Raw genomic sequence first — 26,139 nt, forward strand, 5'->3', positions numbered from 1 at the left:
AGCGCAGCGACCCCGCCGGATGCGGGGATGCACGCCCAGCGTGCCAGTAACGGCCACCGGCCGTCCAGCGATAGCGGTCAGTTACGGCACGTAACTGTATAACTTGCTCGGTCTCAGGTAGTGACGGCGTTCCGCGCACCGTGCCCGGGGTGACGTTCCGAAAGGGCTTGGGACGGCGTGGATTTCGGCCGCCGTCAGTCCGTCGGCTTAGGCTGACGTCATGGCGAAGGAACTGAGCGTCGAGGACGCCGAGAAGAAGGCCCGTGAACTGCTCGACCGACGCATCGCGTCGGTCCGCACGCTCGTCACCGCACGGCAGAGATTGGCCGAGTTGCGCGAGCAGGTCGCTGACGCCGACCGCGAGGACGTGCGCCTCTACAACGCCGCACTCAATGACGGCTGGTCGCCCGACGAGCTGCGCAAGCTCGGCCTGTCCGAACCTGAGAAGAAGGCGCGCACGCGCCGCCGCGCCGCGGCCAAGAAGACGGCCGCCGACGCTCCCGGCGTCGACCACCAGGAGCCGGCCCCCGTGCCGGCACCCGAGCCGTCCTGAACTGACGAACCCCCGCCCCGGAGTCCCTGATGATCACGGGCCGGCAGGTGCCCTCATGGGCGCACAGCGTCGCTCCGCGATGCGGCAGGCCGCACCCCTGACCGCACCCGCCGATCCGGGATAGTCGTCTGGGCAGAGGGCCGGCTGAACTTCACCTCGCGGCAGCACCGGATGACCAACTCCCGTCGCGCCCTCGCCGACCTCATCCACCGTGAGCCGGCCTCCTACGTCGCCTTCGACATCCTCGCCGTCGCCGACCAGGACGTGCGCCACCTCCCCCTGCGCGACGCCGCGCCCTGCTCGAGGAACTCGCCCGCGGCTGGGAACCACCCATGCAGCTCTCACCCACCACCACCGACGTCGACGCGGCCCGCCGGTGGCTCGACGAGCTGCACGTCACCGGCATCGAGGGCCTGGTCCTCAAGGGCGCCGCCCAGCCCTAACGCGGCGGCAAATCGACTGGTGAGTTATCTGAAGGTCACCGCGACACCGTAGAAGTCATCTGCGGGGCGGTCATCGGCGCGCTCTCCCGTCCCGAGGCGCTCATCGCCGGCCTGAACATCGACGACCGGCTCCGCATCGTTGGAAGGCTTTTCGGTGATGGTCGTCTCCGAGCGGGCGTTGCTCATCTTCGACCCGATCTTGGGATCCTTCGCCCACTCGCCGGCATGGCTTGGACGTGCCTTGCATCGCGGCGGCCGATCCCACCTGACCGCACGAGCCACCGCCTCTCGTGCGATTCCGAACTCCTCAACGACCTGCCGCTGCGAGGTAGGTGAGAGTCTGCCGATGGCGGCCTTGCCCTCATCGCATCCGTCCGGGCTGGCGAAGCCCTGAAGCGCGCCGTTGTTCACGGTGGCACTCATGGTCGGTGTGGCGGCTTTCGAGGTGTGGGCGTTGGACCAGCCGCCGGTGGCGAGGTCTTGGTTTCCCGAGATCAGGCTTCGCGTTCGTGTGCTGAGGGCACGCGCACGACCACCACGACCAGTGCTCGGTTGAGCACACCGGTGCTGACAGACCCGAGCAGCAAATTCGTCAGGCCGCCCTGGCCGCGGCTGCCGACGACGATGATGCTCTCGTCGCCCGCGACGCCGAGGAGGGTGTCGGCGGGGTGCCCAGCCAGCCGCTGAACCTCTGCGGACACGTCGTGTGCGATGGAGAGCTGGTCGACCGCCTCGACGAGGCGTTCGTGACTCCTCTTGTCAGCTTGGCCCAGCATCGCAGTGGCGTCCGGGGCGATGGATAGAACTGGGAAGGGTAGTTCCCGGGTGGCTACGACGACGACCACCCCGACCCCGCGGCGCTTGGCCTCCTCAAACGCGTATTCCAGCGCCTCGACCGGCGGATCGGCGGGGTCGGCCCCGACGACAACCGGCCCGGGCATCTTGGCCGGCGCCTCCTCCCGGACGACCACCACGGTCCCATGGGCATGGGCGGCGACCTTTTGTGAGACCGAACCGAGCAGTGCACCGGCGAACGGTCCTAGGCCTCTGGCTCCGACAACGACCAGGTCAGCTCGTTGGGAGGCCTCGACGAGGACCACCGAGGCCTGGCCGGGTATCGCGCTCCCAGTCACTGTCACGTGTGGGTACTGCTGGCGAACCCGGCCGATCTCCTCGGTCACCATGCGTTCGCCCAGATCGGTCAGCTCAGACTCCGGGATTGGCCGCGACTCACCTACCGCTCCGCCCTGCCGCTCAGCGGCGTAGACGATCACGACCGGGGCTGCCCGACGGTCAGCCTCCTCGACCGCCCAGTCAACCGCCCGTCGTGACGCCGCGGACCCGTCGGTCCCGACCACGACGGCCGCTGATGGCACATCCAGCGCGAGTGGCATAGCGCCATCCTCCTTGTTGACATGCGAACCGTCTATGCCTGTCCGTCATCGCGCCTACTTACCAAAGTCGTCGTCGAAGAGCGCCTCTAAACATGGGTACCGTCGAAACTGCGCGAACTCGATCTCCCACCGCGTCGCCTCAATAACTTGTTGACCCCGGGATGCCGCCGTGCTCGGTGACAGTGGTCCGGAGGCCCTCGATGGCGACGACCGAACGGACTCCGTTGTCGAGACATCGTCCGGGAGCCCGTGGCGCCGTCGCTCGGGCGCTGTACTCGAGAACCCGACAGTGACCATGAAGCTGTCCACCAGGCGCATCCTGGGCTGCTGTGGTGGGCGTGGCGCCGCAACTTGGGGCTTACCGGCCGAGCGTGCCCGGGCCTGTACCTACTGGCTGGGTTAGGAGCACGCGCTTATCCCTCGCCGTCATCAACGCCACAGCGGGCCAGCGATAGGTCGACGTCGGCGCAGGGGTGCACAGCGTCTTTCCTTACCTGCTGGCGGCACGTCATGACGTGGGCGTAGCGGGCATCGACATCACCGACCGGTTACCGGAGCAGGTCGCGCGCGCCGAACGGGCCGAGCGCAACCGCCTCACCCGCGCAGGACAGGTTCACTGGGTCAGGGCGGATGCTCGCCAATTGCCGTTCGCGGACGCGTCAGTAGATGGGGTCACCGCTGTATCGAGTCTGGAGCACCTGACGGAAGACCACGACCGACGTTGGCAGAGAATCCACCGTGTCCTGCGTCCTGGTGGGGAGGCGATAGTGACGGTGTCGTTCGGCCGGCCGGAAGCAGGATCGAAGAGCGTGCCGATGAGCCGTTCCAGCGCGTCTACTCGCCGGGGACCCTGAGCAGGTCGTTCATCGAGCCCTCCGGGATGAGGCTGGAGGGTGGGGTGCCGTATGGCGAGCGACTTTCCTTCTACGTGGTCAGCAGCCGGTTGCCGCGGTGGGCCGACAAGCTGCACCGACCCGTTGACGCCCTTGCCGCCGCGGTCCTGATGCGGCCCTACCCCACCACCGGATCGACCGTGCCTCAGCAGTTTTCCTCCGCCTCCGGCGACCCGAGGAGCCGCTGCGCTGAGTGCCGCTGCCGGTTCAGTGGGCGAGGTAGATCGTGTTCGCCGAGTGCGAGCCGGTGTAGAAGTTCGGGAAGGTCACCTCCACGGAGCGCACCCGGCTGAAGACGGTCCGGGCCACGGCGCAGAAGGCCTCGTCGGGTGGGTCGTCCGACCACAGTGCGAAGACGCCGCCGGGGAGCAGATGCCGGGTCAGGTTACGCAGGCCCGCCTCGGTGTAGAAGCGGGCATGCGCCGGATCCAGGACGTGGCGGGGGGAGTGGTCGACGTCGAGGAGGATTGCGTGGAAACGGCGCCCCGGCACCTGCACGTCGAAGCCGGCAGCCGACGCCGACCTGGCGAAGAAATCCCCGGCCACCAGGTGGGCGCGCGGGTCCCCGGTCAGGAGGGCGGCGTCCGGGAGTAGTCCGTGCTGCTGCCAGTCGATGACGTCCTCCAGGAGCTCCACGACGGTCACCGTTCGCACCCGGGGGTCTGTCAGCACGGTTCGCGCGGTGTACCCCAGGCCCAGGCCACCGACGACGACGTCGATGGCCGGTTCGTCGAGCTCGGCCAGGGCCAGGCGGGCCAGCTCTTCCTCGGCCACGGTGAACAGGCTGGACATGAGGAACTCCTCGCCCAGCTTGACCTCGTAGACATCCACGCCGAGGGTCGGCTCCACACGGCGGCGCAGGGTGAGCTCACCGATCGGGGTCGAGCGCCACGCGAGCTCCTCGAAACGGGGTCTCACGGCCGGTAGGTCCGTTCCGCCAGGGCGTCCGCGACGGCGCGGATCCTGCTGGCGGCCTCCAGTCGGGCCACCAAGCCATCTGGCAGCCTCTGCTCGCCGACCAGGGCTCCGGACAGGCACCCGGACATCGTCGCGACGGTGTCGGTGTCCCCGCCCATGGCTACCGCGAAGGTGATGGCCGCGACCGGGTCCGCGGGGTGGTGCAGGAACGCGCTCAGCGCCGCGGGCGCGGCCTCGGCCGCCGCGATCCCCGTTCCGGTGCGCCGAGCGACGTCGGCGGGCTCGTCCTCGGCGAGTCCGGCTACGACCGCATCGAGCGCCGTAATCAGACTCGGGGATCGTAGGTGGCCGGCGACTGTAGACAGCAGTTCCGCCGGGTCGAGGTCGTCGGGTCTGGTACGCAGGCAGAACCACGTGGCCACCGCGATCAGCGCCGCGCCGTCCTGGCCGTCGGGGTGTGCGTGGGTGATCGCCGCGGTCTGCCGTGCCACGTCTGCGGCGTGCTCGGGCCCTCCGGGTAGCGCCCCGACGGGAGCCGCGCGCATCGCTCCGCCGTTCCCCAGCGACCCCGCACCTCCGAAGGAGTCCCGCGCGAGGTCGCGCCAGTCCCCTCCGGTCAGCACCGCGGCGAAGATGCGCGGCGGGTTGGCTCCGTACCCGCGGTGGGGTTCAGCGTGCCACGCCCGGGCGAAGCTGCGGGCAAGGGCTTCGTCGTCCAGGTCGGTGGTTTCCGGCAGGCCGGCGAGGTGCTCGGCCAGTGCCACCATCAGGCTCGTGTCGTCGGTCCACGTCAGCGCCCCGGCGCCGGAGAGCACCTCAGCCACCGCGTGCTCGGTCACCGCCCACTCGCCCTCGAACGGACGACCTAAGGAGTCCCCCAGCGCCCCTGCGAGCAGACAGCCACGCACCCGGGCCCGCCAGGAGTCGGGGTCGTGCCGGGCGGTCAGCATTTCCGCTGCGCCCTGCCCGATCCCGCGCCGGTCCGCACCGGGATGGCGGCGACCTGGTCCGCAGTACTCGTCGTCGTCACTGTCACGTTCGACCCCCTGGTTGGTGCAGCGAGGCGTTTGCCAGAACGGAGGAGAACTAGCCCCGCTCGCCAACTCTACCGTCACGTCAGTGTTGGACCCGAGCAGCCCCGCGCACCCACCTGCTCCAGCGATTGGTGAACGACCGCGCTACCGCCAGCCCAGAGGGGGCCGGAGCCACATTGGACAGCACGCTCTCGATGACGTGGGCGTTGTAGTCCACGCCGTGCGCGCTCGGCACCGCGAGCAGCACGGTGTCCGCCCTCGGTGATCGCCTCGTCGGCGGGCAGCTCCTCGGCCAGCTTGTCCAGCTCCCCCGCGTAGGACTTCCTGAAGCGCGCCAGCCCGCTCCGCCACCGTCGTCGACGCCGCGCTTCACCTGCCGGCAGAGGGCCCGGACCAGGTGGTCGACGTGATCCTCGCCGACCTGCGTTAGGACTGGTCGGAGTTCACCCGATCCGCCGACCTCGGTACGAACGGCCCCCACTCCGGGAGTGCAGCGTCACGGCACACTGATCACATGGTGGACAGGGAGCGCGAGCCGATGATGCAGATCGGGAAGTTCGCGCAACGCACGGGACTGTCGATCCACACGATCCGCCACTACGACGACGTCGCGCTGCTACGACCGTCAGGGCGCAGCGAGGGAGGTTTCCGCCTCTACACCGAGGCGGACCTCGAGCGGGTCAACGTCATCCGTCGGATCAAACCGCTGGGTTTCAGCCTGGAGCAGATGCGTGAGGTGCTCGACGTCCTCGACACGCTCCCCGCCGCGGGTCCCGCCGAACTCGTCGAGCTCGGCAAGAGGCTGGAAGCCATCAAGGAAACCGCGTGCGAGCGGCGCGCGACACTGCTCGAGCAGGTAGCCCTGGCGGACAACTTCATCGGTCTGCTCGAACACCTGAGGCCCTCCCCGCAAGAGACTTAGCTAATCAGCACGCGGTCGACGCGGGCGACTGGTTCGGCGGTAGACCGTGCGCCAGGGCCGTCGTCATGAACTCGGTCACCACCACTACCCCGAACCTTACAGTTACGTTAGGGTAGGTGTGTATCGAGGTTCATGGAGGTGCAGTGCCGGTCTACAAGGTCACGCACGTAGGAAAGACGGATATCACGCTCGAGGCCGACCGCGTCGTCAGCACCGGCGACTACGTCCGTTTCGAGAGGCTCGCCCCCGAGGGGGCGTGGAAGCGGGTGCTCCAGATGCCGGCGTCGTCCGTGCGGTCCGTCCGCCGACGCGTCCTCGAGGTCGGCGGCGCCCGACACTTCGCCCCTACGGAGCCGCTGTCGGTTCCGGCGCCCCCACGGAGGAGGTGGATCGTGGCTGACCGCGACGACATCGACAAGATCGTCGAGCGTGCGCTGAGGCACGGTCCGCGCGACCACGACGAGATCGTCAGCTTCGCGTCCGCTGGGGGTGCGAATCCGCGTGTCATCACTGCTCTGCGCGCCCTGCCCCCCGGGACCTATCGCACCGCGGCAGAGGTGCGACCTTTCCTGCCTCCGGTCCGGGCCGCCAGCTAGACAGCCCGACGAAGAGGCTGCGAGGAGCGATCGACCAGTTGGAAGACGAGAGGGGCTCCGCCGAGATGGAGTCAGGGATGCTGCCCCAGGGAGGGCCGCTGTCGTCCCGGTTCGAGGAGATCTGTCCGGGCTGCCACGGAACCGGCCGCCAGCCCAGGGACCCCGGACCGGGCCGGCGTGTGCCTGCTCGGACAGAAGTCACGCCCGGTCCGTGCGACGACCAGGCCGGCCCCCCGCTCGCCCTGGTGTTCATCGAGACAGACGGCGACCAGCAGCGCCGGCGCTGCAGCAGATGCGGCGGCGCCGGAACCGTCCCGACCCGCGCAGGAGATGAGCTGCTCGCGTTTCTCCGGCGCCACCTGCCTTACCAGCACGGACAGGGCTGGGGAAGTTCAACACGATGAAGGAGGGACTGTGCCGACGTTCAGAGTTGAGTACGCGGACGAGACGCAGAGGGTTGTCGATGCGCACCGGGTGGTGCGCGTCGGCGAGGAGATCACGTTTGAGAATCTGGTCTCGCGCGGCACCTGGGACCGGGTGCTGCGGGTGCCGGCGGAGTCGGTGCGCGCGATCCGGCGCAGCGTGCTGGAGGCGGGGAACTACCGCCACTACCTGCCGGCGCAGCCGCTGGTGATCTCGCCGGTGGGACGCTCGTGAGCGCGGTGACGCGGCGCGAGGTCGCCGAGGCGGTCCGACCGGCCCTGGCCTGGGGTGCGCGCGACGGCGACGAGCTGGCGAGCTACGCCATGACGTCCGGGGCCCGCGAAGGTGTCGTTCTGGCGCTCAAGACGTTGCCCAGGCGCCGGTACACCGGAGTCGCCGACCTGTGGCCGGACCTGCCGGACGTCAAGGACGCGGACTCGTAGCCGAGGGCCCCCACCGCCGGTCGCGGCGCTTCGGGTCAGCGGCGCCCCTGCCGGTAGCGCCGGATCAGCTCGTTCGTCGAGGAGTCGTGACCGGGGGCGGGCTCGTCGTCGGCGGTCAGCTCGGGGGCGATCTGGTTGGCCAGCACCTTGCCGAGCTCGACGCCCCACTGGTCGAAGGAGTTCACACCCCACACCACGCCCTGGGTGAAAACCTTGTGCTCGTACAGGGCGATCAGCTGGCCGAGGACCGAGGGCGTGAGCCGCGGCGCCAGGATCAGCGTGGTCGGGTGGTTGCCGGCGAAGGTCTTGTGCGGCACGAGCTCGGCCGGCACCCCGCCTGCCGCCACCTCCTCGCTGGTGCGACCGAACGCCAGGGCCTCGGCCTGGGCGAGCATGTTCGCGGTGAGGAGGTCGTGGTGGCCCGGCACCTCGCGGGCCGAGTGCACGAAGCCGATGAGGTCGGCCGGCACCGTCTGCGTGCCTTGGTGGATGAGCTGGTAGAAGGCGTGCTGGCCGTTGGTGCCGGGCTCGCCCCAGACCACCGGGCCGGTCTCGACCTCCACCGGCTCGCCCCGGCGGGTGACGGATTTGCCGTTGGACTCCATGTCGAGCTGCTGGAGGTAGGCGGGGAACCGCGAGAGGTACTCGCTGTAGGGCAGGACGGCGTGGGTCGGGGCGTGGTGGAAGTTGCGGTACCAGATGCCCAGCAGCCCGAGCAGCACCGGGACGTTCCGTTCCAGCGGGGTGCTTCGGAAGTGCTCGTCCACGGCCCGGTATCCCGCGAGCATCTCGCGGAAGCGGTCCGGACCGATCGCGAGCATCACCGACAGCCCGACCGCCGAGGGCAGGGAGTACCGACCGCCCACCCAGTCCCAGAACCCGAACATGTTCGCGGTGTCGATCCCGAAGGCCGCCACCTCGGCCGCGTTCGTCGAGACCGCCACGAAGTGGCGCGCCACGGCCGCCTCCTCGCCGAGGGACTCGACCAGCCAGGCGCGCGCCGTGCGGGCGTTGGTGAGGGTCTCGATCGTGGTGAAGGTCTTGGACACCACGACGAACAACGTCTGTTCCGGGTCGGCGTGGGCGAGAGCGCCGGCAATGTCCTCGCCGTCGACGTTTGAGACGAAGACCGAGGACAGGCCGTTCGTGGCATAGGGCTCCAGCGCCAGGGTCGCCATCTTCGGTCCGAGGTCCGAGCCGCCGATACCGATGTTGACCACGCGGGTGATCCGCCGACCGGTGTACCCGATCCACTCCCCCGAGCGGATCTGCTCGGCGAACGCCGACATCCGGTCCAGTACCTCGTGCACGTCGGCGACGACGTCCTGCCCGTCGACGACCAGGGATGCCCCGCGCGGTGCGCGCAGGGCGGTGTGCAGGACGGCCCGGTCCTCGGTGGTGTTGATCCGCTCCCCGCGGAACATCGCCTCGATGTGCTCGCCGAGTCCGGCGGCACGGGCGAGGTCGCCCAGCAGGCCGAGGGTCTCGTCTGTCACCCGGTGCTTGGAGTAGTCGACGTACAGGTCGCCCACCTCGGCGACCAGCCGGGTGCCGCGATCCGGATCGGCGGCGAACAGCTCACGCAGGTGCTGGCCTCGGGTGCGTGCGGCGTGCTCGCTCAGCGCATTCCACTCCGGCGTGGTCTGGATGGCTCGGTGCTCGCTCATAGCTCCTCCGCGTTCGTCGCGACCGGGCCGGCGGCACACGGCGAGCGGTGGACACCGGGCACCGGCTCTCAGGTGGTTGCGTGACGTGGCTGGTGGGACAGCCGCACGTCGAGACCGGCCACGAACGACTCGGTCGCGGCGAGCTTGGCGCGCAGCTTCTCGCTGCGTTCTGCCGCCCTGGCCCGGAACTCACCCAGCGCGGCGAGGAGACGGTCCCGCTCGGCGTCGTCGACGTGCTCGTCCTTGAGCCTGTCCAGGATGGTCAGGACGTCCTTCATCTCCTCGATGGAGAAGTCCAGGGGCTTCATCTGCTTGACCAGCTCGAGCCGCTCCACGTCACCGTCGGTGTAGAGACGGAAACCTCCCTCGCTCCGGCTCGAGGGCGAGACGAGGTCGACCTCGCCGTAGTAGCGGATGGTTCGCAGGGACAGGCCCGTACGCTCGGCGACCTCGCCGATCTGCATGTGGCCAGCCATGGTCTCTCCTCGGATCGTGTGACGGTCGACCTTACCGGGTCCCGCACGATCAATCTACTGTTACGTTACGGTAGAGTGTGGCGTGGAGGAGGCACCGTGCCCGCATATCGCGTCGTGGAGGACGACGGACGCCAGATCGATCTGGACGCGCACCGCGTCACCAGGGTCGGCGACGTTCTCGTCTTCGAGGACATCAGTACCGCGACGGGCCAGTGGCAAAAGGTGGCCAGGGTGCCGCTCGCCCGTGTCCAGTCCGTCCGTGACGACGCCCCAGCGAGCTGGCTCCCCGTGCGGCCTCAGACTCCGCACCGAGAAGGACGAGACGAGGAACAGGTTCGATGAACGTGACACGTGTGGAGCTTGCCGAGATCTTCCGGCCGGTCATGGACGGCACGGTGCGCAGCGCCGACGAACTGGTGAGCGTCGCAGTCGCCGCCGGCGCGCACCCCGACGCCGTCGAGGTCGTGCGCTCCCTGCCGCCCGGGGAGTACCGGCGGATGACCGACCTGTGGCGACACCTGCCCGGCGTGCCCGTGGGGGTCTGATGCGCCAGTTCTCCTGCCCGGCCTGCGGGGAGACCAAGCAGCTCAGCGGCGCCCGTTCCGCCGAGGGCATCCGCATCTCCTGCGGGGCGTGCGGTGCCAGCTGGATGCGCGACCAGACCCCGCGCTGCGCGACGTGCGGGGGCACCGAGGTGTTCAGCGCCCCTCGGGTCGTACTGTCGATGGGTCGCGGGTCGATCACGTCCATGGCCGGCCAGCGCGACGTCCTCGTCTGCTACCGCTGCGACCGTGAGGCGATCCTGACCTACCACGACCGCGGCAGCCCCCTGCCACCGAACTACGTGCCCGCCGCCCACACCCCGCGAGCCTGAGCACCCACCACGCCGACCCGCCCCTGGAGCCACCGTTGCGCCCTGACGTCCTGACCGCCCCCGACCCGGGCGACGTCACCACCGAGGCCGCCCGCCGCCGCGCCTTCGCCGTGATCAGCCACCCGGACGCCGGCAAGTCGACGCTGACCGAGGCCCTGGCCCTGCACGCCCACGCGATCGCCGAGGCCGGGCACGTCAACGGCAAGAGCGGGCGGCGGCACACCGTCTCGGACTGGATGGACATGGAGAAGGCCCGCGGCATCTCCATCACCTCCGCCTCCCTCCAGCTGACCTACCGCGACACCGTCCTGAACCTCCTCGACACCCCCGGCCACGCCGACTTCTCCGAGGACACCTACCGCGTCCTGGCCGCGGTCGACGCCGCCGTCATGCTCATCGACGCCGCCAAGGGCCTCGAGCCCCAGACGATGAAGCTGTTCAACGTCTGCAAGCACCGCGGCATCCCGATCATCACCGTCATCAACAAGTGGGACCGCCCCGGCCGGGAGCCGCTGGCCCTCATGGACGAGATCGCCGAGCGGACCGGCCTGACCCCGACCCCGTTGACCTGGCCGGTGGGTATCGCCGGCGACTTCCGCGGCGTCCTGGACCGCTCCACCGGTGAGTACGTGCGCTTCACCCACACCGCCGGCGGCGCCCGAATCGCACCCGAGGAGAGGCTTCCCGCCACCGCGGCGCTCGAGCGCGAGGGCCAGGCCTGGGTCGATGCCGCCGAGGAGGCCGAGCTCCTCACCGTCGCCGGCGCGAACCACGACACCGAGACGTTCCTGGCCGGCATCTCCACCCCGGTGCTCTTCGCCTCGGCGGTGCGCAACTTCGGCGTCCATGCGCTGCTCGACGTCCTCGTCGACCTGGCGCCCACCCCCGGTCCGCGCCCCACCGTCACCGGCGGCCCCCGGTCGGTCGAGGACCCGTTCAGCGCGTTCGTGTTCAAGATGCAGGCCGGCATGGACGCCGCCCACCGCGACCGGCTCGCCTACGTCCGCATCTGCTCGGGCGTCTTCGAGCGCGGCATGGTGGTCACCACGGCACGCACCGGGCGCCCGTTCGCGACGAAGTACGCCCAGCAGGCCTTCGGCCGCGACCGGCACGTCGTCGAGCATGCCTATCCCGGCGACGTCGTCGGACTGGTCAACGCCTCCGACCTCCAGGTCGGCGACACCCTCTACGCCGGCCCAGCTGTCCGGTTCCCCCCGCTGCCCGCCTTCGCGCCCGAGCACTTCACCGTCGCCCGCGCCGTCGACGCCGGCCGGTACAAGCAGTTCCGCCGCGGCATCGCCCAGCTCGACGCCGAGGGCGTGGTCCAGGTCCTGCGCTCAGACCTGCGCGGCGACCAGGCACCGGTCCTGGCCGCCGTCGGCCCCATGCAGTTCGAGGTCGCCCAGCACCGCATGGCCACCGAGTTCAACGCCCCGATCCACCTCGAGCCCCTCGGCTACACCGTCGCCATGCGCACGACCCAGACCTGGGTCCCCGTGCTCGAGGCCGAACGCGGCACCGAGGTGCTGCGCCGCGACACCGGCGAGCTCCTTGCCCTCTTCACCGACAAGTGGCGCCTGCAGACTGTGCAACGCCAGCACCCCGACGCGGACCTGACCGCGCTCGTCGCCGCCTGAGCGCGCGAGGATGCCTCCGGGTTCTCGGGAACCGGTGAAGTCCATGGCAGCACCGGCGCAGTCACCGCCCGATCGGGCGCGCATCTCCGGTGCCCGCCGGGTCGTCGTCAAGGTGGGACCGTCGTCGCTCACGACACCGGCCGGCGGGCTGGACGTCGCCGCCATGCAGCGCCTCGCTACGGCCCTGTCCCGCCGGGCGCGTTGCCAGCGCCTCGTCCTGGTCTCCTCCGGCGCGGTCACCGCCGGCACCTCCGCCCTGCGGCTGCGCTCCAGGCCCACGGACCTGGCCACGGCCCAGGCGGCCGCCAGTGTCGGGCAGGGTCTGCTCCTCGCCCGCTACACCGAGGCCTTCGCCGAGCACGGCGAACGGGTCGGCCAGGTACTGCTCACCGCCGAGGGACTCGCCCGCCGGCACACCTACACCAACGCCCGCCGCGCTCTCGAGCGCCTGCTCTCCCTCGGCGTCGTGCCGATCGTGAATGAGAACGAGACGGTGGCCACGGAGGGGATCCGCCTCGGTGACAACGACCGTCTCGCCGCGCTGGTCGCCCACCTGGTCCACGCGGACGCCCTTGTCCTGCTCACGGACGTCGACGGAACCCACGGCGCCGGAAGGGCGACCGAGCTTGAGGCCGTCGCGGTCGCCACCGGGTCCGGGATCCCCGTGGTGCTCACCTCGGCGACGACAGTGGAGTCCGCCCTCGCCGGCGGGGACGTCGGCACCTACTTCCCCCCGTCCCCGCAGCGCCGACCCGCCCGGTGGCTCTGGCTGGCGCACGCGGCCAGACCCCGCGGACGCCTGCACCTGGACGCCGGGGCTGCCCATGCCGTCACCGACGGCAAGGGCTCCCTGCTGGCCGCCGGGATCATCGAGGTCGAGGGTGACTTCGAGGAACGAGACGTCGTCGAGCTCGTCGGCCCGCAGGGGCTCCTCGCCCGCGGGCTCACCGCCTTCAGCTCCGACGAGCTCGCCCGGATGCTCGGCAAGACCTCGGCGCAACTACGCCAGGACAACACCGTGACGCGCGCCATCGTCCACCGCGACCACCTCGCCCAGCTGCCACCCACCCGGGCGGCGCGGCACGTGCTCGCCGGGCTCGGAGCAGGGCCGGGCGAGGCGTAACTCACTGAAACTCTCCCCTCGCGTTAGGATAGAGTTATCCGTAGCGGCTTCTCCGGAACCCGGGCCAGGGACGTAGGTCCCGCACCGTGCGAGACGCCGACGATCTTCCAGGTGTGATGACGCGCCGCCCTGACATGTCCACCGGGCGCGACGAGCGTCCACTGCCATGGGAGTCCGCGTGACCTCACCCTTCGCCGCCCTGCGCGCCAGGCGCACCACGACACCGGAGGAGCGCAAGCTCGCCCGCACCGAGGACGTCACCTCGGTCATGGGCGCGCTGCGCGACCCGCGCCGTCTGCGCACCGAGGTCCTCGCCGGCCTCGTCGTCGCCCTGGCCCTGATCCCCGAGGCGATCTCGTTCTCGATCATCGCCGGCGTCGACCCGCGGGTGGGCCTGTTCGCCTCCTTCACGATGGCCGTCTCGATCGCCTTCCTGGGCGGGCGCCCCGCGATGATCACCGCCGCCACCGGCGCCATCGCCCTGGTCATCGCACCCGTGGTGCGCGAGCACGGCATGGACTACTTCATCGCCACCGTCATCCTCGCCGGGATCATCCAGGTCCTCTTCGGCGTCCTCGGCGTGGCGAAGATGATGCGGTTCATCCCCCGCAGCGTCATGGTCGGCTTCGTCAACGCCCTGGCCATCCTCATCTTCCTCGCCCAGCTGCCCTACCTGACCGACGTGCCGTGGATCGTCTACCCCATGGTGGCCGTGGGCATCGCGATCATGGTGTACCTGCCCAAGCTCACCAAGGCCGTCCCGGCCCCCCTGGTCGCCATCGTGGTGCTCACCACGATCACCGTGGCGTTCGCACTGAACGTGCCCGACGTCTCCGACCAGGGCGACCTGCCCGATTCCCTGCCCTCGCTGTTCATCCCGAACGTGCCGCTGAACCTCGAGACCCTGCAGATCATCGCCCCCTACGCGATCGCCATGGCCCTGGTGGGCCTGATGGAGTCGCTGATGACGGCCAAGCTCGTCGACGACGTCACCGACACCTACTCGAACAAGACCCGCGAGGCCTGGGGCCAGGGCGCCGCCAACGTCATCACCGGCTTCTTCGGCGGCATGGGCGGCTGCGCGATGGTCGGCCAGACCATGATCAACGTCAAGGCCTCCGGCGCCCGGACCCGCATCTCCACCTTCCTCGCCGGCCTGTTCCTCCTGATCATGGTCGTCTCCCTGGGCGAGGCAGTCGGGAAGATCCCGATGGCGGCCCTGGTCGCCGTGATGATCATCGTCGCCGTCTCGACCTTCGACTGGCACTCGGTCCAGCGCAACACCCTGCGCCGCATGCCCAAGTCCGAGACCCTCGTGATGCTCTCCACCGTCGCGGTCACCGTGGCGACCCACAACCTCGCCTACGGCGTCGTCACGGGCGTGATCGTCGCCGCGCTGATGTTCGTCCGGCGCGTCGCCCACCTCACCGAGGTCGTCGACGTCGCCCACCCGGACGAGAACACCCGCGTCTACGCCGTGCGCGGCGAGCTGCTCTGGGCCTCGAGCAACGACCTCGTCTACCAGTTCGACTACGCCGGCGACCCCCAGAACGTCATCATCGACATGTCCGACTCCCACATCTGGGACGCCTCCACCGTCGCCACCCTCGACGCGATCACCACCAAGTACGCCGCCAAGGGCAAGACCGCCACCATCATCGGCCTGAACGAGGCCAGCGCCGAGCGCCACGGCCGCCTCGCCGGCCACCTCGCCGGCGCCCACTGAGCACCGGGTGGCCGCCGCCTGACCTGGTGGCCCCCCGGACGCCCGTCCGGACCGGTGCAGCGCGTCCCCCCTGCACCGGTCCGGATCACCAACACCACGACCCGTAGGAACGAGAGGTCACCACGCCCGCCCGCACCGCACCAGCCCCTCGCCGCCGCAGCACCGTCACCGTCGTCGCGGCCGGCGCCGTAGCGACGGTCATGTCCGCCCCCGGGCAGACCGCGGCGATCTCCGTCTTCACCGACTCGCTCATCGCCGAGCTGGGCATCTCGCGCAACGCCCTGTCAACCGGCTACCTGATCGGCACGCTCGCCGGCGCGGCGGCCATGCCGCTGGTGGGCCGGGCACTGGACCGCTTCGGGGTCGGGCGGGTCATGGCCGTGATCGCCGCGATCTTCGGTGCCGTGCTGCTCGCGATGAGCGTCGTGACCGAGATCGTGGGCCTGACCGCCGGTTTCGTCGGCATCCGCATGGCCGGCCAGGGTGCCCTGGGGCTGGCCGCCTCCACCGCCGTCGCCGTCCACGTCACCCGGCGCCGCGGTCTGGCCCTGGGCGTGACGAGCGCCGTGGGCTCCGGGGGTATCTCCCTGGCGCCCGTGGTCCTCGAGAGGCTCATCAGCCACCACGGGATGGCGACCGCCTGGCGCGTGGAGGGTCTGGTCGTCTGGGCCGTCGTCATCCCGCTGGCCCTGATCGTCTTCGGCCGACGGCCCCGGGCCACCATCCCCGCCCCCGACGGGCGAGGCCCGCAGGTCACCGACTCCGCGGCCGGGCGCAGCGACGGGGCATGGACCGCGGGCGAGGCGCTGCGGACCCCGATGTTCTGGGTCATCGCCGCCGGGCTCGCCGCCTCGGGGATGCTGAGCACCGGCCTGAACTTCCATCAGATCGCCGTCCTGGGCGAACGCGGCCTCACCCCCGCGCAGGCGGCGCTGAACTTCGTGCCCCAGGCGGTGACGACGATGACCGTCACCATCGCCATCGGGGCCCTGGCCGACCGGTTCGCACCCAAGCTGGGCCTGGTCATCTCGATGGCGTTGCTGGCCGGGAGCCTGCTGATGCTGCCGGTCCTCGACTCCGGCTGGACCGCGCTGGTCTACGGCGGGCTGCTCGGCGCCGCCGGCGGGACCGTGCGGACCGTGGAGGTGGCCGCCTACAGCTACTACTTCGGCACCGCGCACATCGGGGCCATCCGGGGCGTGTCGACCACCGTCTCGGTCGGCTCGACCGCGTTCGGGCCGCTCGCGCTCTCCCTCGGCGCCGGCCTCACCGGCTCGTACGCGACCGCCGCGACACTGCTGGCCGCCGTCCCGGCCGCCGTCATCGTCCTCGCGCTGGTGGTGCGGCCGCCGGCTCGCCGCCGAAGCGCCGAGACGTCCGACCAGCGGGTCGGGGCTCAGTCGTGAGACGTCCCACCGAAGTCCTCCACCTGCACCCTGTCCGCGAGCCCGGCCACCTCCAGGAGGAACGTCGCCGCGGGCGAGGGGTTGAGCACCCGGACCGGCGCCGCGCCCCGGTGCACCAGGCCGGCCAGGAAGCTGATCCCCGTGGAGTCCATGAACGTCACCCGGCGCAGGTCGACGTCGATCGGTACCGCGTGCCGCTCGGCCTCGCCGCCGAGGTGCTGAAGATCGGGCCACAACTGTGCGTCGACCTCGCCGGAGAGCTCCAGGAGCACCCGCTCACCGCCGCCGGCGATCAGACGCGCCGTCCCAGCTCCGGATCTCGCGCCGTGGAGAAACCGGTCCACGGCTCAGGACTCCACGAGGTCGGGCAGGTCGCGGCAGACCTGGTCGACCGTGGCGTACTTCTGTGCCGGCAGGCGCTTGAGCGCCTCGGTCACCGGCAGCGGGGCGCCGGCGACGAACGCATGGCGCAGCAGCTCGTCGGAGGTCCGCGGTCCCCAGGCCAGCACCGGCCGCAGGAACGTCGCAAGCTCTGTCCGTGTCAGCGAGATCATCACAGCACCGCATATCGAGCCGTCGAGGGAGGCCTCCTGCACCGACTGCCGGGCCGGTGCGGACCTTCGGACATCTCTACCCTAACGTAACTGTATTTGGGTTGCGCGCGTCTCTCCCGCCAGCCCCTTCTCTTGACCAGTCCGCACGACGAAAGCGTGAACCCATGCCCACCGCCCACAGCAATCTCAAGGCCCCGCCGCCGCTGCCCACCGGCGGGCTGCGCGTCACCCCGCTCGGCGGGCTCGGCGAGGTCGGCCGCAACATGACGGTCTTCGAGCACGCCGGCCGGCTCCTCGTCGTCGACTGCGGCGTCCTCTTCCCCGAGGAGCACCAGCCCGGCATCGACGTCATCCTCCCGGACTTCACCTCCATCCGGGACCGCCTCGACGACATCGAGGCCATCGTGCTGACCCACGGCCACGAGGACCACATCGGCGGGGTGCCCTACCTGCTCAAGGAGCGGGCCGACATCCCCGTCATCGGCTCGGAGCTGACCCTGGCGTTCATCACGGCCAAGCTCAAGGAGCACCGCATCACGCCGAGGACGGTCCACGTGGAGGCGGGCGACCGCCGCACGGTCGGCTCCTTCGATCTGGAGTTCGTCGCGGTCAACCACTCCATCCCCGACGGCCTGGCCGTCGCGATCCGCACCGCCGCCGGGCTGGTGCTGCACACCGGCGACTTCAAGATGGACCAGTTCCCCCTCGACGACCGGATCACGGACCTGCGGCACTTCGCGCGCCTCGGCGAGGAGGGGGTGGACCTGTTCATGACGGACTCCACCAACGCCGAGGTCCCCGGGTTCACGATGTCCGAGCGCGACCTCACCCCGGCCATCGACCACGTCTTCGCCACGGCCCCGCGCCGGATCATCGTCTCCAGCTTCGCCAGCCACGTGCACCGCATCCAGCAGGTCCTCGACGCCGCCCACGCCCACGGGCGCAAGGTCGCCTTCGTGGGCCGCTCGATGGTCCGCAACATGGGCATCGCCCGCGACCTCGGCTACCTGAACATCCCCCGCGGTCTGGTCGTCGACTTCAAGAAGCTCGAGTCGATGCCGGACAAGAAGGTCACCCTCGTGTGCACCGGCTCGCAGGGCGAGCCCATGGCCGCCCTCGCGCGCATGGCCAACGGCGACCACCAGATCCGCGTCGGCGAGGGCGACACCGTCCTGCTGGCCAGCTCCCTGATCCCGGGCAACGAGAACGCCATCTACGGCGTGATCAACAAGCTCACCGACCTGGGCGCCAACCTCGTGCACAAGGGCAACGCCAAGGTCCACGTCTCCGGCCACGCCAGCGCCGGCGAGCTGGTCTACTGCTACAACATCGTCCGGCCCAGCAACGTCATGCCCGTGCACGGGGAGTCCAAGCACCTGCACGCCAACGCCGAGCTCGCCCGGCGCACCGGCGTCCCCGCAGACCAGGTCGTCATCGCCGCCGACGGCGTCACCGTCGACCTCGTCGACGGCCGCGCCAGGATCTCGGGCAGGGTGCCCGCCGGCCTGGTCTACGTCGACGGCCAGACCGTCGGTGCCGCCACGGAGGACACCCTCGCCGAACGCCGCCTGCTCGGCACCGGCGGCGTCGTCACCGTCCTGGCGCTGCTGGACCCCGACACCAACCAGCCCACCGAGCCCCTGGAGTTCCTCACCAAGGGCTTCGTGCACGACGAGCGCACCTTCGCCGGCGCGACCGCCGAGGTGAAGAAGGCCCTGGCGCGGGCGCACGAGAAGAACGTCGACGACATCGCCGGGCTGGAGAAGACGATCGCCGACGCCGTCAGCCGCTACCTCCAACGCGCCTACCGGCGCGAGCCCGCCGTCATGGCCATCGTCGTCGACGCCTGAGCCCCCCGGTCACCCCTGAAGGAAGGACCCATGACACTCATCCTCAAGCTCACGCCGACCACCGGGCGCCGGCGCGACGCGCGTCACCGCCCCCACCGCCGACCGTCGACCAGTTCGCCGGCGAACACCCCGGAGACAACCGGTGACGACACCCGGCGTATCGAAGGACCTCCGGCCGGCGCCGAGCCTGCACTGCGGGCCTCGTCGCAGGCCGTCACCGCGGGTTAGCGTAGACGGGCCTTCGCGGACGAGGGAGGTTCACTCACTTTCTTCCCGACCCCGCGAAGGCGCCGTCCCATCTGCCGGCTCGAGCTCTGCGCTCGCCGGGCCGGCGGGCCTGCCGTCGACGTCAGGCCACCGCTCGAGCCCGTGACGGCAGCTGGCCGAGCTCGGGCGGGATCGGCCGGGTGTGGACGATGGTGAGGCGGGAGACGGCGCGGGTCAGGGCGACGTACAGGTGCCGCAGGCCCACGCCGTCGCGGGGTTCGCCGCCGGTCGCCGGTGCCGCGACGACCTCGGCCGGTTCGGCGACCACGACGTGGTCGAACTCCAGCCCCTTGGCCAGAGCGGCCGGGACCACCTCCACGCGGTCGCTGGCGGGCAGCGCCTGCCGCACGGCCTCGAGGGTCTCCTCCGCCGCGATCACACCGACCAGGCCCTCGTCGTCGAGGGCTCTCTTCACCGCTTCGACGGTCGCGCCGGCGAGGTCGTCGCTGCGGACGACGTCGACGGAGCCGTCCGAGCGCACGGACCGTGCCGGGGAGACCGCGACGCCCAGGTGCGGGAGGATCCGGTTGGCGAGGTCGATGATGACGCCCGGCACGCGGTACCCGGCGGTCAGCTCGGTGTACTCCACGTCCTCGCGGCCCAGGTGCTCCATCTGCGTCTCCCACCGGTCCGCCGCCCACGGCGTCGTGCCCTGGGCGAGGTCCCCGAGCACGGTCAGGGACCCGGACGGGCACCTCCGGGCGACGGCGCGGCACTGCATGGGCGAGAGGTCCTGCGCCTCGTCCACGACCACGTGCCCGTAGGTCTTCTCGGACGCGATGGGCCGCAGGTGGCCCTGGATCTCGTCGAGCAGCAGCAGGTCGGCGGCGGCCAGCTTGAGTGCCCCCTTGCCCCGGCGCAGCAGCGCCGTCTCCTCGTCGGTGAGGAGCCCGCTACACACCGAGGCACGGAACTTCTCGTCCACGTAGAGCCTGCGCAGCACCTGCCTGGCGGTCAGCCGGGGCCAGACGGCATCGAGGAGCGCCTTGAAGGCGGGCTGGCGCTTCAGCTCAGTGACCCACCGGCTCTCCGGCGACCGGAGATGGCGGACCTCGAACTGACGCACCACACCCCGGACCACGGCCTGCTCCACCGCCTTCCGGCCGATCGTCCACGTGCGCGACCCCGCGATGGCCCTGTTGACCGCGTCGGCAAGGTAGTCACCGTCGAGGACCCACCGCCCCCCGGCATGGGCGATGATCACCTCCTCCTCGACGGCGCCCACGTGGCTCCAGACGGCGCGCTCGCACACCTGCGCCATCCGGGCGTCGTGCTTGAGGCGGGTGACGTCGACAGGCTCGTCGAACCGCGCGTCCACCGCGCCGGTGAGCTCCTCGACGGTCACCTGCCACACCGCACTCTCGCCCAGGGTCGGCAGCACCCCGCCGATGTAGCGCAGGAAGCCGTCGTTGGGGCCGACCACGAGCATTCCGCTCCTCCCGAGCTTGTTCGGGTAGCTGTAGAGCAGCCACGCCGCACGATGGAGCCCGACGGCGGTCTTCCCGGTGCCCGGCGCTCCCTGCACGCACAGGGTGGTGGCGAGCTCGCGGCGGATCAGCTCGTCCTGCTCAGGCTGGATGGTGGCGACGATGTCCCGCATCGGCCCGGTGCGGGGCCGCTCGATCTCGGCGGTCAGGAGCTCCGAGGAGAAGTCCTCGCCCAGCCGGAGGTCCTCGTCCTCGAACCCGGTCAGCACGCTGCCCTGGAAGCCGAAGCGCCGACGCCGGCAGACCTCCAGCCGCTGATGCATCGAGGCCCGGTAGTAGCGTTCCGCCACCGGCGCCCGCCAGTCGATCACCAGCGGGGTCGCCCGGTCGGACTCGTCGCGCACATGGCGACGGCCGAGGTGGTAGTCCTGCCCCGTGTCGAGCCAGAGCCGCCCGAAGAACAGGGGAATGTCCCGGTCCGCGAGGTTCTCCAGGCGATCGTCCCGGTACCTCGCCATGGCGGAGCCGAGGTTGTGGTCCGGGCCGCCGTCGTGGGCGAAACGGTTCGCCTTGCCCTCAATGAAGTCGGACCGAAAACCCGCCACGAGATCGATCGTCGTGCGTCGCATCGCCCCCATCGCCGCCCGCACCCGGTCATGGTGATCGACCTCGGCCCGCAGCTCGGCCTGGACCTCGGACACAGCGACACTCTCGACGGGCACGACAACACTCCGGACGGACGACGACGGGGCCACATGACGTGGCGCGGCGGCAGGGGAACCGGTCGGGTCCCTCCACACACCACCGGACACCTACTCTACCGTCACGTGAGGTTAGGTTTCGATGGCTGATGCTGTTACGCCGGCCACGCAGCCGCCGCGCCCCCGACGCGCACCCAGCGGCGGATGTGACCTTGCTTCCTTCTCGCTCTCGCTGCTTGTCCGTGAGCCCGGACGGCACGCATGGTCGTAAAGGGCCGGAGCGTCCGGCCACCCACCCGTAGCACAGGAGGTGATCCTGCTGACGTTGTCACAGGAAAGTTTGGTCGTCGACCGGAGCCGTGCGGCCGTCGACCCCAGCAGTCCGGTCGTCGTGCCGAGCAGCCCGGGTTCGCCGCCCCCGGGAACGGTGTACTCCCACGCGATCCCGAAGAGCCCGGGCAATCCCACGCCCGGCTGGACGGCAGGAGGCGTGGTTCCCAAGAGCCCCGGCTCACCGCCGCCGGGCACGCCGGAGCCCCAGGGGGCACCGATGAGTCCCGGCGCTTCGCCGGACAGCTACCGGCGAGCCGGTCTGGCCTGAGGCGACCCGCAAACGTCCCACCCCCCGGCAACCTGGGGGCGGGACGTTGGCTGTGTCCAGGAGAATTCTTCAACTGGCGTCGCATCCCCCGCACTCCCGATTCCCTGATACCGGCGCCTCTACGCGCCGCGTCTGTCCCGACCGACAGGCGACACCCGGGCGGACCGGTCAGCGCCGTGGTGCCGCCGCGCGCCCCGGATCCATACCGCGGCACGTAGCCGGAGCGCGACCCCGCCCTGGGCGGCAGCGATGACAGAGCCGATGATGACGGCGAGCTTCGCCGCACCCCTCCGGTGTGGCACCGATCGCTGGGCCGTCACCAGGTCGCCGGTCTCCACCCCGACCGTGTCGAGGCGGAGCCCGTCGGTATCCAGCGGTGCGCACCACCCTCGTCGAACTGCGCGATGACGCCGCGGAAGCAGAGCACCTGCCCGACTCACTCCTGATCGTCGGCGACGGCTACGTCTCCCTTGAGCAGGCTCAGCTTCTCGCCCGCCTCGGCGCCCGCGTGACGATGCTGGCGGAGGCTCAGTTCGCGAGCGAATAGGCCTCGCGGACGCTCGACGGGATACGCCCTCGATCCGAGACGGTGTAGCCGTTCTGCCGTGCCCACTCCCGGACCTTGGCGGTGTCGAAGGCCGAGGGGGACGCAGCCGTCGATGAGGCACCACGGCGCCCGGTGGACTTCTTTCGGCCACTCACCCTGCGAGCGTGACCGATCCACTCGGCGAAAGACTCACGCAGCGCTTCGGCGTGCGCTTCGTTGAGGTCCATTTCGTAATCGGCGCCGTCAAGGCTGAAGGCCACGGTCTCCGAGGCAGGCGAACCGTCTAGATCGTCGATAAGCACCACGTGCTTCTTCTGTGCCACGACGGGCTCCTTGGGCAGAACACATTGTTGAGGGGTCCCCACATTAGGGGATGCGGGGAGAACTTCAGAACCGATGGCGCCCGCTCTGCCCGGCTATTCGTGGTTGTCCCAGCGGCGGATGACGGCATTTGCCCAGACCCAGACCGAGAGGGCGCTTACGTCATCGTCTGCGGTGTACTGGACTTGGACCGCCCGCGGTGTCCACGCGGTCGCGACGGCGTCAACCAGGTGATGGCGGCCGTCCCCGTGGCGGACCCACGCCAGGGCTGGGACGGGAAGGTCTGCCTTCTTGACGGGCTGGCCGTACTGGTCAGGTGTGAGGGTGTACGCGACCTCGTCGTAAGGTCCCTGCTCGAGCGGCACGGGGCGACGTTATTGGCCGACGACGGACCACCGCAGTTAATTGGGAGCTAGTCCTCCCGATTCGCTGTCGCCGTCTCCGGCGGCGCACCACGGGCGGCCGCCAATCGATCACCGTGCCTCCTTTTCGGTCCGGGCGGTATAGGTGCGCCCGGCTGCGCGCACGGCGTCGACGGGGCTGCCGGTGGACCAGTCGGGAGCTTGACCGGTCGCTGGTAGCGGGGTTCGCTCCCGGGCGATCGCGTGCAGCTCGTCGGTGAGTGCGTCCCAAGGCTCTGCGGGGGCCTGGAAGTCGGGTGTGCGGATCACTTCGACGTCGACCTCGATGCCCCGCTCGGTGAGCACCTGACGCACCGTTGCGGCGTACGCCTGGGCGTAGGCGTTCATGTCCTGCTCGCGCAGACGATCGATGGCCTCGAGAAGGCTCTCGGCCCTTTCGAGCTCCGCGTCGCTGACGCTCTCGCCGACCGTGCGCGCCGCGGCCGCGCGGAGTTCCTCCTCCGCCAGCTCGTACAGGCCGAAGTCGTCGAAGGTGCCGGCGACATCCAGGTGCAGGCGCACCGGCTCGGTGCGCCAGCGCCACAGCTCATCCTCGGGCGCGGTGCTGGCGACGATCTGACGCACATAGTCGGCTTCCCAGGAGCCGGGGCGGCCGGCCAGCAGCGTCTCCACGCCCCCGACGTTGGCCGCGACGGTGGTGATGACGTGGCAGGCGATCTCGGCGAAGTCGACCGGCTCGACACTCTCGCTCTCGGTGCCGGCCCCGCGCACGCGGGTCTGGCGCGCGGCCGCGGTCAGTGCGGTGATCGCCTGGGCGATCGGGTCGGGCTCGGTGGTGGCCTCGGCGTCCGGGGCGGTGGTCATCTGCTTCCTCTCGGGTGCTCGCGGTTCTGGGCGGCTGCGCCTACTGGACGTCGTGACGTGGCGTGAGCCCGAGGCTCGCTGCCAGCTCTGCCTCTGTCGTGCCGTGGAGATCGTCGGCCCGGGCGAGGAGCAGGTCGATGGCCACCCGAAGGAGGGTGTTGTCGGTGATGCGCTCCCCCACCGTGGTCCCGTCGGGCTGCCGGCGGGCCTTGTTCAGTCGTCTGGTCAGCAGGGTCAGCGCGTCGGCCTGGTCGTAGTGCACGCGGGACTCGCGGCGGCGCAGCTGCTGGTACTTGGGGCCCTCACCGGCCCGCCCGGTACTCCGTAACTCTGTTACTTCCGGAGTGCGCACCGTGCGCACGGGGACTGGGTCTACTGCGGGCGGGGCGCTGGTCGTCGCCGGGGCGCTTGGCGCTGCGGGTGCTTCCGCCAACCGCTTGCTGCGGATGAGTCGTGAGTTGCCCGACGGTGCGGCTTTCGGTGCCAGCCCGCTCAGGGTGCGCCGAGGCGCCTCGCTCATCATTTGCGCTCCTCCCCCGCCGGCGCGCCGGCGACTACCTGATCTGCTTCGCTCGCCGTGATCCGCTCGATGACTTCCCCGCCGAGGGCCTGGAAGTCTTCCGCGAGGCCGACGGCGCTGCGCGAGCGCGGACCGTCGTGCTGTGCGCGATCGCGTCGAAGCTCCCACCACTTGGGAGCCGAGAGCACGGCTTCTTCGAGCTCGAACACCAGCAGGCCTCGTTCGCGGCTCTCCTGTGCGGCGGCTTCGGCGTGCCGGATGGAGGTGGCGAAGATGGGCGCCCCCTCCCCGAGGTCCTGCTCGATGGCCTCGCGGGCGGTCTCGGAGACGCGTTTCGCCGAGCGGTTGACGCCGAAGAGCACGACGCCGAGGAGGTCGAGGTCGGGATTGAGGTCCACGACGGCGTCCAGACGCCTGGCCACGTCACGCAGGCCCTTCCTCGAGGACGCATCGGTCTTGACCGGGATGAGGGCCCAGCGGGCGGCCGCGAGGGCGGCCTGCTGGAGGGTCTCCTGCCCGGGCGGGCAGTCGATGAAGATCAGGTCGTACCCGCCGGCCAGGGGTGTGAGTGCTTCGGCGAGGGCGAGCTTGGCCGCCGTGGGGTCCTTCTGGGCCTTCATGGTCAGGCCGGCTGCCGCCATGTCCAGGTGCGGCCCCCCGACGAGGACGTCGAGGTTCTCGCGGATCCCGGCGACCGGCTGCGGGGCGCCGGCGAAGGTGAGTGCCTGGGCGAGGGCGAGGCCGTCGTCGTTGATGTCGCTGTGGGTGTAGCCCAGCTCTTCGGCCAGGTTGCCCTGCGGGTCCATGTCGACCAGCAGGACGCGGTAACCGCTGGCAGCCAGCATTCCGCCGAGGTTGGCGGTGATCGTCGTCTTGCCGACGCCGCCCTTGCCGTTGACCACGGCGACCACACGTTCGAGTCCGGTACCCATCAGATCTCCTTCTGCTTGCGCGACTTCATCGTGCCTTCCCCGGATCGGACGGCGTGGTACGCCGCGCCGGAAGTCTGTTAGTTCGTTACCTCGGCACTTCCGGAGTCTGTAACTCTGGCACTCTGTTTCTCTGCGAGTACCCGGCTGCCTGGAGATACGGGATGGCCCCTACCGCCACGGGTTCGGGTCCAACACACTGTCACTCTGTTAGTCCGTTACTAGCGAAGTTTGGTACTCGCAAACTGCCGTACTTCGGTACTTCGGTACTTCCAGAGTTTGGATGTCCGCCGCGCTGGTGCCGCGCAACTGCGCGGCGCGGTTCTCGGCGGATCAGGTGCTAGGTCTGCGGCGGGGTTGGCCATGGCCAGGTGTCGAGCGCTGCGGCGGCTTCTTCGATGGTGGGGACGCCGCGGACCTGTCCGGTGCTGGTGAGGTCGTGCATGTGGCCGGCTCGCAGGAGAGCGGCGACGTCGGGCAGGGCTTCGGCCCACATCTCGGCGCCGTCCAGGTATGCGGTGAGGATTGCGTCGGCCTTCTGGAGCTGGCGCCGGGGGAGGGGAGTGGGGTCGTCGTCGCCGGGCAGGGGAGCGTCGGCGGCGTGCTGGTAGTCCTCGGGGTAGGGCATTGGCTGATCCTCTGGTGGTCTCAGTGGGGTGCGCGGCTGC

28 protein-coding genes and 2 pseudogenes are annotated in these 26,139 nt (G+C 70.3%); 14 read left to right on the forward strand and 16 right to left on the reverse strand.

Annotated elements, in window-relative coordinates; genetic code table 11:
- Nucleotides 1-220 precede the first annotated feature (220 nt).
- The gene (locus tag ABD774_RS17125; RefSeq protein WP_345043844.1) at nt 221-553 is read left to right on the forward strand and encodes a hypothetical protein; all 333 of its coding nucleotides are present in this window, start codon (nt 221-223) and stop codon (nt 551-553) included.
- A 467-nt stretch (nt 554-1,020) separates the two neighbouring features.
- Here the strand turns inward: ABD774_RS17125 and ABD774_RS17130 are convergent, their stop codons facing one another.
- Both ABD774_RS17130 and ABD774_RS17135 read right to left on the reverse strand, forming a co-directional pair.
- Nucleotides 1,021-1,419 (reverse strand): SOS response-associated peptidase family protein, encoded by a 399-nt coding sequence (locus ABD774_RS17130; protein WP_345043847.1) that lies wholly within the window; start codon nt 1,417-1,419, stop codon nt 1,021-1,023.
- Between the two features lie 71 nt (nt 1,420-1,490).
- Complete coding sequence (locus tag ABD774_RS17135; RefSeq protein ID WP_345043849.1) at nt 1,491-2,390, reverse strand: universal stress protein; 900 nt, start codon at nt 2,388-2,390, stop codon at nt 1,491-1,493.
- A gap of 467 nt (nt 2,391-2,857) precedes the next feature.
- On the opposite strand from ABD774_RS17135, the pseudogene ABD774_RS21735 reads away from it, so the two are divergent.
- Nucleotides 2,858-3,244, forward strand: a pseudogene (locus ABD774_RS21735) (class I SAM-dependent methyltransferase); the annotation flags it as partial.
- A 246-nt stretch (nt 3,245-3,490) separates the two neighbouring features.
- Here ABD774_RS21735 and ABD774_RS17140 read toward each other — a convergent pair.
- From ABD774_RS17140 to ABD774_RS21865, 3 genes and pseudogenes are all read right to left on the reverse strand, one after another.
- Nucleotides 3,491-4,201 carry a spermidine synthase gene (locus ABD774_RS17140; RefSeq protein WP_345043852.1) on the reverse strand — a complete coding sequence of 237 codons (711 nt, stop codon included), beginning with the start codon at nt 4,199-4,201 and terminating at the stop codon, nt 3,491-3,493.
- Complete coding sequence (locus tag ABD774_RS17145; RefSeq protein WP_345043855.1) at nt 4,198-5,151, reverse strand: ADP-ribosylglycohydrolase family protein; 954 nt, start codon at nt 5,149-5,151, stop codon at nt 4,198-4,200. The genes ABD774_RS17140 and ABD774_RS17145 overlap by 4 nt, the downstream gene beginning before the upstream one ends.
- Nucleotides 5,152-5,398: 247 nt before the next feature.
- Nucleotides 5,399-5,570, reverse strand: a pseudogene (locus ABD774_RS21865) (LLM class flavin-dependent oxidoreductase); the annotation flags it as partial.
- A gap of 179 nt (nt 5,571-5,749) precedes the next feature.
- On the opposite strand from ABD774_RS21865, the gene ABD774_RS17155 reads away from it, so the two are divergent.
- The 4 genes from ABD774_RS17155 to ABD774_RS17170 all read left to right on the forward strand — a co-directional run bounded on the left by ABD774_RS17155 (nt 5,750) and on the right by ABD774_RS17170 (nt 7,619).
- A complete protein-coding gene (locus ABD774_RS17155) occupies nt 5,750-6,157 on the forward strand; it encodes a MerR family transcriptional regulator (RefSeq protein WP_345043858.1) in 408 nt (135 codons plus the stop codon).
- 143 nt (nt 6,158-6,300) lie between these two features.
- Nucleotides 6,301-6,753, forward strand: a complete 453-nt coding sequence (locus ABD774_RS17160; RefSeq protein ID WP_345043860.1) for a DUF2795 domain-containing protein — start codon at nt 6,301-6,303, stop codon at nt 6,751-6,753.
- 414 nt (nt 6,754-7,167) lie between these two features.
- Nucleotides 7,168-7,410, forward strand: coding sequence for a hypothetical protein (locus ABD774_RS17165; protein WP_345043862.1), 243 nt, complete (start codon nt 7,168-7,170; stop codon nt 7,408-7,410).
- On the forward strand, nt 7,407-7,619 hold the full coding sequence (locus ABD774_RS17170) for a DUF2795 domain-containing protein (RefSeq protein WP_345043864.1): 213 nt from the start codon (nt 7,407-7,409) through the stop codon (nt 7,617-7,619). Before ABD774_RS17165 ends, ABD774_RS17170 begins: the two co-directional genes overlap by 4 nt.
- Nucleotides 7,620-7,654: 35 nt before the next feature.
- Here the strand turns inward: ABD774_RS17170 and pgi are convergent, their stop codons facing one another.
- Nucleotides 7,655-9,286, reverse strand: coding sequence for a glucose-6-phosphate isomerase (pgi, locus tag ABD774_RS17175; RefSeq protein ID WP_345043866.1), 1,632 nt, complete (start codon nt 9,284-9,286; stop codon nt 7,655-7,657).
- Nucleotides 9,287-9,354: 68 nt separating this feature from the next.
- Entirely contained in the window at nt 9,355-9,762 is a 408-nt protein-coding gene (locus ABD774_RS17180; protein WP_345043870.1) for a MerR family transcriptional regulator, read from the reverse strand.
- 338 nt (nt 9,763-10,100) lie between these two features.
- On the opposite strand from ABD774_RS17180, the gene ABD774_RS17185 reads away from it, so the two are divergent.
- From ABD774_RS17185 to ABD774_RS17210, 6 genes are all read left to right on the forward strand, one after another.
- Complete coding sequence (locus ABD774_RS17185) at nt 10,101-10,307, forward strand: DUF2795 domain-containing protein (protein ID WP_345043872.1); 207 nt, start codon at nt 10,101-10,103, stop codon at nt 10,305-10,307.
- Entirely contained in the window at nt 10,307-10,636 is a 330-nt protein-coding gene (locus ABD774_RS17190; protein WP_345043875.1) for a hypothetical protein, read from the forward strand. Before ABD774_RS17185 ends, ABD774_RS17190 begins: the two co-directional genes overlap by 1 nt.
- Before the next feature lie 35 nt (nt 10,637-10,671).
- Nucleotides 10,672-12,273, forward strand: coding sequence for a peptide chain release factor 3 (locus ABD774_RS17195; RefSeq protein WP_345043877.1), 1,602 nt, complete (start codon nt 10,672-10,674; stop codon nt 12,271-12,273).
- Nucleotides 12,274-12,316: 43 nt separating this feature from the next.
- On the forward strand, nt 12,317-13,396 hold the full coding sequence (gene proB / locus ABD774_RS17200; protein ID WP_345043879.1) for a glutamate 5-kinase: 1,080 nt from the start codon (nt 12,317-12,319) through the stop codon (nt 13,394-13,396).
- A gap of 268 nt (nt 13,397-13,664) precedes the next feature.
- Entirely contained in the window at nt 13,665-15,122 is a 1,458-nt protein-coding gene (locus tag ABD774_RS17205; RefSeq protein WP_345043947.1) for a SulP family inorganic anion transporter, read from the forward strand.
- A gap of 200 nt (nt 15,123-15,322) precedes the next feature.
- Nucleotides 15,323-16,528: an MFS transporter gene (locus ABD774_RS17210; RefSeq protein WP_345043882.1), complete on the forward strand. Its 1,206-nt coding sequence runs from the start codon at nt 15,323-15,325 to the stop codon at nt 16,526-16,528.
- Here ABD774_RS17210 and ABD774_RS17215 read toward each other — a convergent pair.
- Nucleotides 16,519-16,872 (reverse strand): STAS domain-containing protein, encoded by a 354-nt coding sequence (locus ABD774_RS17215; protein WP_345043886.1) that lies wholly within the window; start codon nt 16,870-16,872, stop codon nt 16,519-16,521. The genes ABD774_RS17210 and ABD774_RS17215 overlap by 10 nt on opposite strands.
- 3 nt (nt 16,873-16,875) lie before the next feature.
- Nucleotides 16,876-17,082, reverse strand: a complete 207-nt coding sequence (locus tag ABD774_RS17220; RefSeq protein WP_345043888.1) for a DUF2795 domain-containing protein — start codon at nt 17,080-17,082, stop codon at nt 16,876-16,878.
- 164 nt (nt 17,083-17,246) lie between these two features.
- Between ABD774_RS17220 and ABD774_RS17225 the strand changes: the two genes are divergently transcribed.
- A complete protein-coding gene (locus tag ABD774_RS17225; RefSeq protein ID WP_345043891.1) occupies nt 17,247-18,932 on the forward strand; it encodes a ribonuclease J in 1,686 nt (561 codons plus the stop codon).
- Between the two features lie 349 nt (nt 18,933-19,281).
- Here the strand turns inward: ABD774_RS17225 and ABD774_RS17230 are convergent, their stop codons facing one another.
- Nucleotides 19,282-21,327, reverse strand: coding sequence for a HelD family protein (locus ABD774_RS17230; protein ID WP_345043894.1), 2,046 nt, complete (start codon nt 21,325-21,327; stop codon nt 19,282-19,284).
- 977 nt (nt 21,328-22,304) lie between these two features.
- Here ABD774_RS17230 and ABD774_RS17235 point away from each other — a divergent pair.
- Entirely contained in the window at nt 22,305-22,475 is a 171-nt protein-coding gene (locus tag ABD774_RS17235) for an NAD-binding protein (protein ID WP_345043896.1), read from the forward strand.
- On the opposite strand, the gene ABD774_RS17240 is transcribed toward ABD774_RS17235, so the two are convergent.
- The 6 genes from ABD774_RS17240 to ABD774_RS17265 form a co-directional block, all read right to left on the reverse strand.
- Complete coding sequence (locus tag ABD774_RS17240) at nt 22,457-22,798, reverse strand: histone-like nucleoid-structuring protein Lsr2 (protein ID WP_345043899.1); 342 nt, start codon at nt 22,796-22,798, stop codon at nt 22,457-22,459. The two genes, ABD774_RS17235 and ABD774_RS17240, sit on opposite strands and share 19 nt — an antisense overlap.
- A gap of 93 nt (nt 22,799-22,891) precedes the next feature.
- On the reverse strand, nt 22,892-23,161 hold the full coding sequence (locus ABD774_RS17245) for a hypothetical protein (protein ID WP_345043901.1): 270 nt from the start codon (nt 23,159-23,161) through the stop codon (nt 22,892-22,894).
- A 108-nt stretch (nt 23,162-23,269) separates the two neighbouring features.
- Complete coding sequence (locus ABD774_RS17250; protein WP_345043905.1) at nt 23,270-24,022, reverse strand: hypothetical protein; 753 nt, start codon at nt 24,020-24,022, stop codon at nt 23,270-23,272.
- Nucleotides 24,023-24,062: 40 nt separating this feature from the next.
- Nucleotides 24,063-24,374 (reverse strand): hypothetical protein, encoded by a 312-nt coding sequence (locus ABD774_RS17255; RefSeq protein ID WP_345043907.1) that lies wholly within the window; start codon nt 24,372-24,374, stop codon nt 24,063-24,065.
- A 167-nt stretch (nt 24,375-24,541) separates the two neighbouring features.
- On the reverse strand, nt 24,542-25,474 hold the full coding sequence (locus ABD774_RS17260; protein WP_345043910.1) for a ParA family protein: 933 nt from the start codon (nt 25,472-25,474) through the stop codon (nt 24,542-24,544).
- 337 nt (nt 25,475-25,811) lie between these two features.
- Nucleotides 25,812-26,099 (reverse strand): hypothetical protein, encoded by a 288-nt coding sequence (locus ABD774_RS17265; protein ID WP_345043912.1) that lies wholly within the window; start codon nt 26,097-26,099, stop codon nt 25,812-25,814.
- Nucleotides 26,100-26,139: the final 40 nt, after the last annotated feature.

The sequence above is a fragment of the Georgenia daeguensis genome, from assembly GCF_039537705.1.
Lineage (GTDB): Bacteria > Actinomycetota > Actinomycetes > Actinomycetales > Actinomycetaceae > Georgenia > Georgenia daeguensis.

Coding starts and splice junctions, on each gene's coding strand:
- ABD774_RS17125 (WP_345043844.1), top strand. CDS start 221: ATGGCGAAGGAACTGAGCGTCGAGGACGCCGAGAAGAAGGCCCGTGAA.
- ABD774_RS17130 (WP_345043847.1), bottom strand. CDS start 1,419: ATGAGTGCCACCGTGAACAACGGCGCGCTTCAGGGCTTCGCCAGCCCG.
- ABD774_RS17135 (WP_345043849.1), bottom strand. CDS start 2,390: ATGCCACTCGCGCTGGATGTGCCATCAGCGGCCGTCGTGGTCGGGACC.
- ABD774_RS17145 (WP_345043855.1), bottom strand. CDS start 5,151: ATGCTGACCGCCCGGCACGACCCCGACTCCTGGCGGGCCCGGGTGCGT.
- ABD774_RS17155 (WP_345043858.1), top strand. CDS start 5,750: ATGGTGGACAGGGAGCGCGAGCCGATGATGCAGATCGGGAAGTTCGCG.
- pgi (WP_345043866.1), bottom strand. CDS start 9,286: ATGAGCGAGCACCGAGCCATCCAGACCACGCCGGAGTGGAATGCGCTG.
- ABD774_RS17180 (WP_345043870.1), bottom strand. CDS start 9,762: ATGGCTGGCCACATGCAGATCGGCGAGGTCGCCGAGCGTACGGGCCTG.
- ABD774_RS17185 (WP_345043872.1), top strand. CDS start 10,101: ATGAACGTGACACGTGTGGAGCTTGCCGAGATCTTCCGGCCGGTCATG.
- ABD774_RS17190 (WP_345043875.1), top strand. CDS start 10,307: ATGCGCCAGTTCTCCTGCCCGGCCTGCGGGGAGACCAAGCAGCTCAGC.
- proB (WP_345043879.1), top strand. CDS start 12,317: ATGGCAGCACCGGCGCAGTCACCGCCCGATCGGGCGCGCATCTCCGGT.
- ABD774_RS17205 (WP_345043947.1), top strand. CDS start 13,665: ATGGGCGCGCTGCGCGACCCGCGCCGTCTGCGCACCGAGGTCCTCGCC.
- ABD774_RS17210 (WP_345043882.1), top strand. CDS start 15,323: ATGTCCGCCCCCGGGCAGACCGCGGCGATCTCCGTCTTCACCGACTCG.
- ABD774_RS17220 (WP_345043888.1), bottom strand. CDS start 17,082: ATGATCTCGCTGACACGGACAGAGCTTGCGACGTTCCTGCGGCCGGTG.
- ABD774_RS17225 (WP_345043891.1), top strand. CDS start 17,247: ATGCCCACCGCCCACAGCAATCTCAAGGCCCCGCCGCCGCTGCCCACC.
- ABD774_RS17250 (WP_345043905.1), bottom strand. CDS start 24,022: ATGACCACCGCCCCGGACGCCGAGGCCACCACCGAGCCCGACCCGATC.
- ABD774_RS17260 (WP_345043910.1), bottom strand. CDS start 25,474: ATGGGTACCGGACTCGAACGTGTGGTCGCCGTGGTCAACGGCAAGGGC.
- ABD774_RS17265 (WP_345043912.1), bottom strand. CDS start 26,099: ATGCCCTACCCCGAGGACTACCAGCACGCCGCCGACGCTCCCCTGCCC.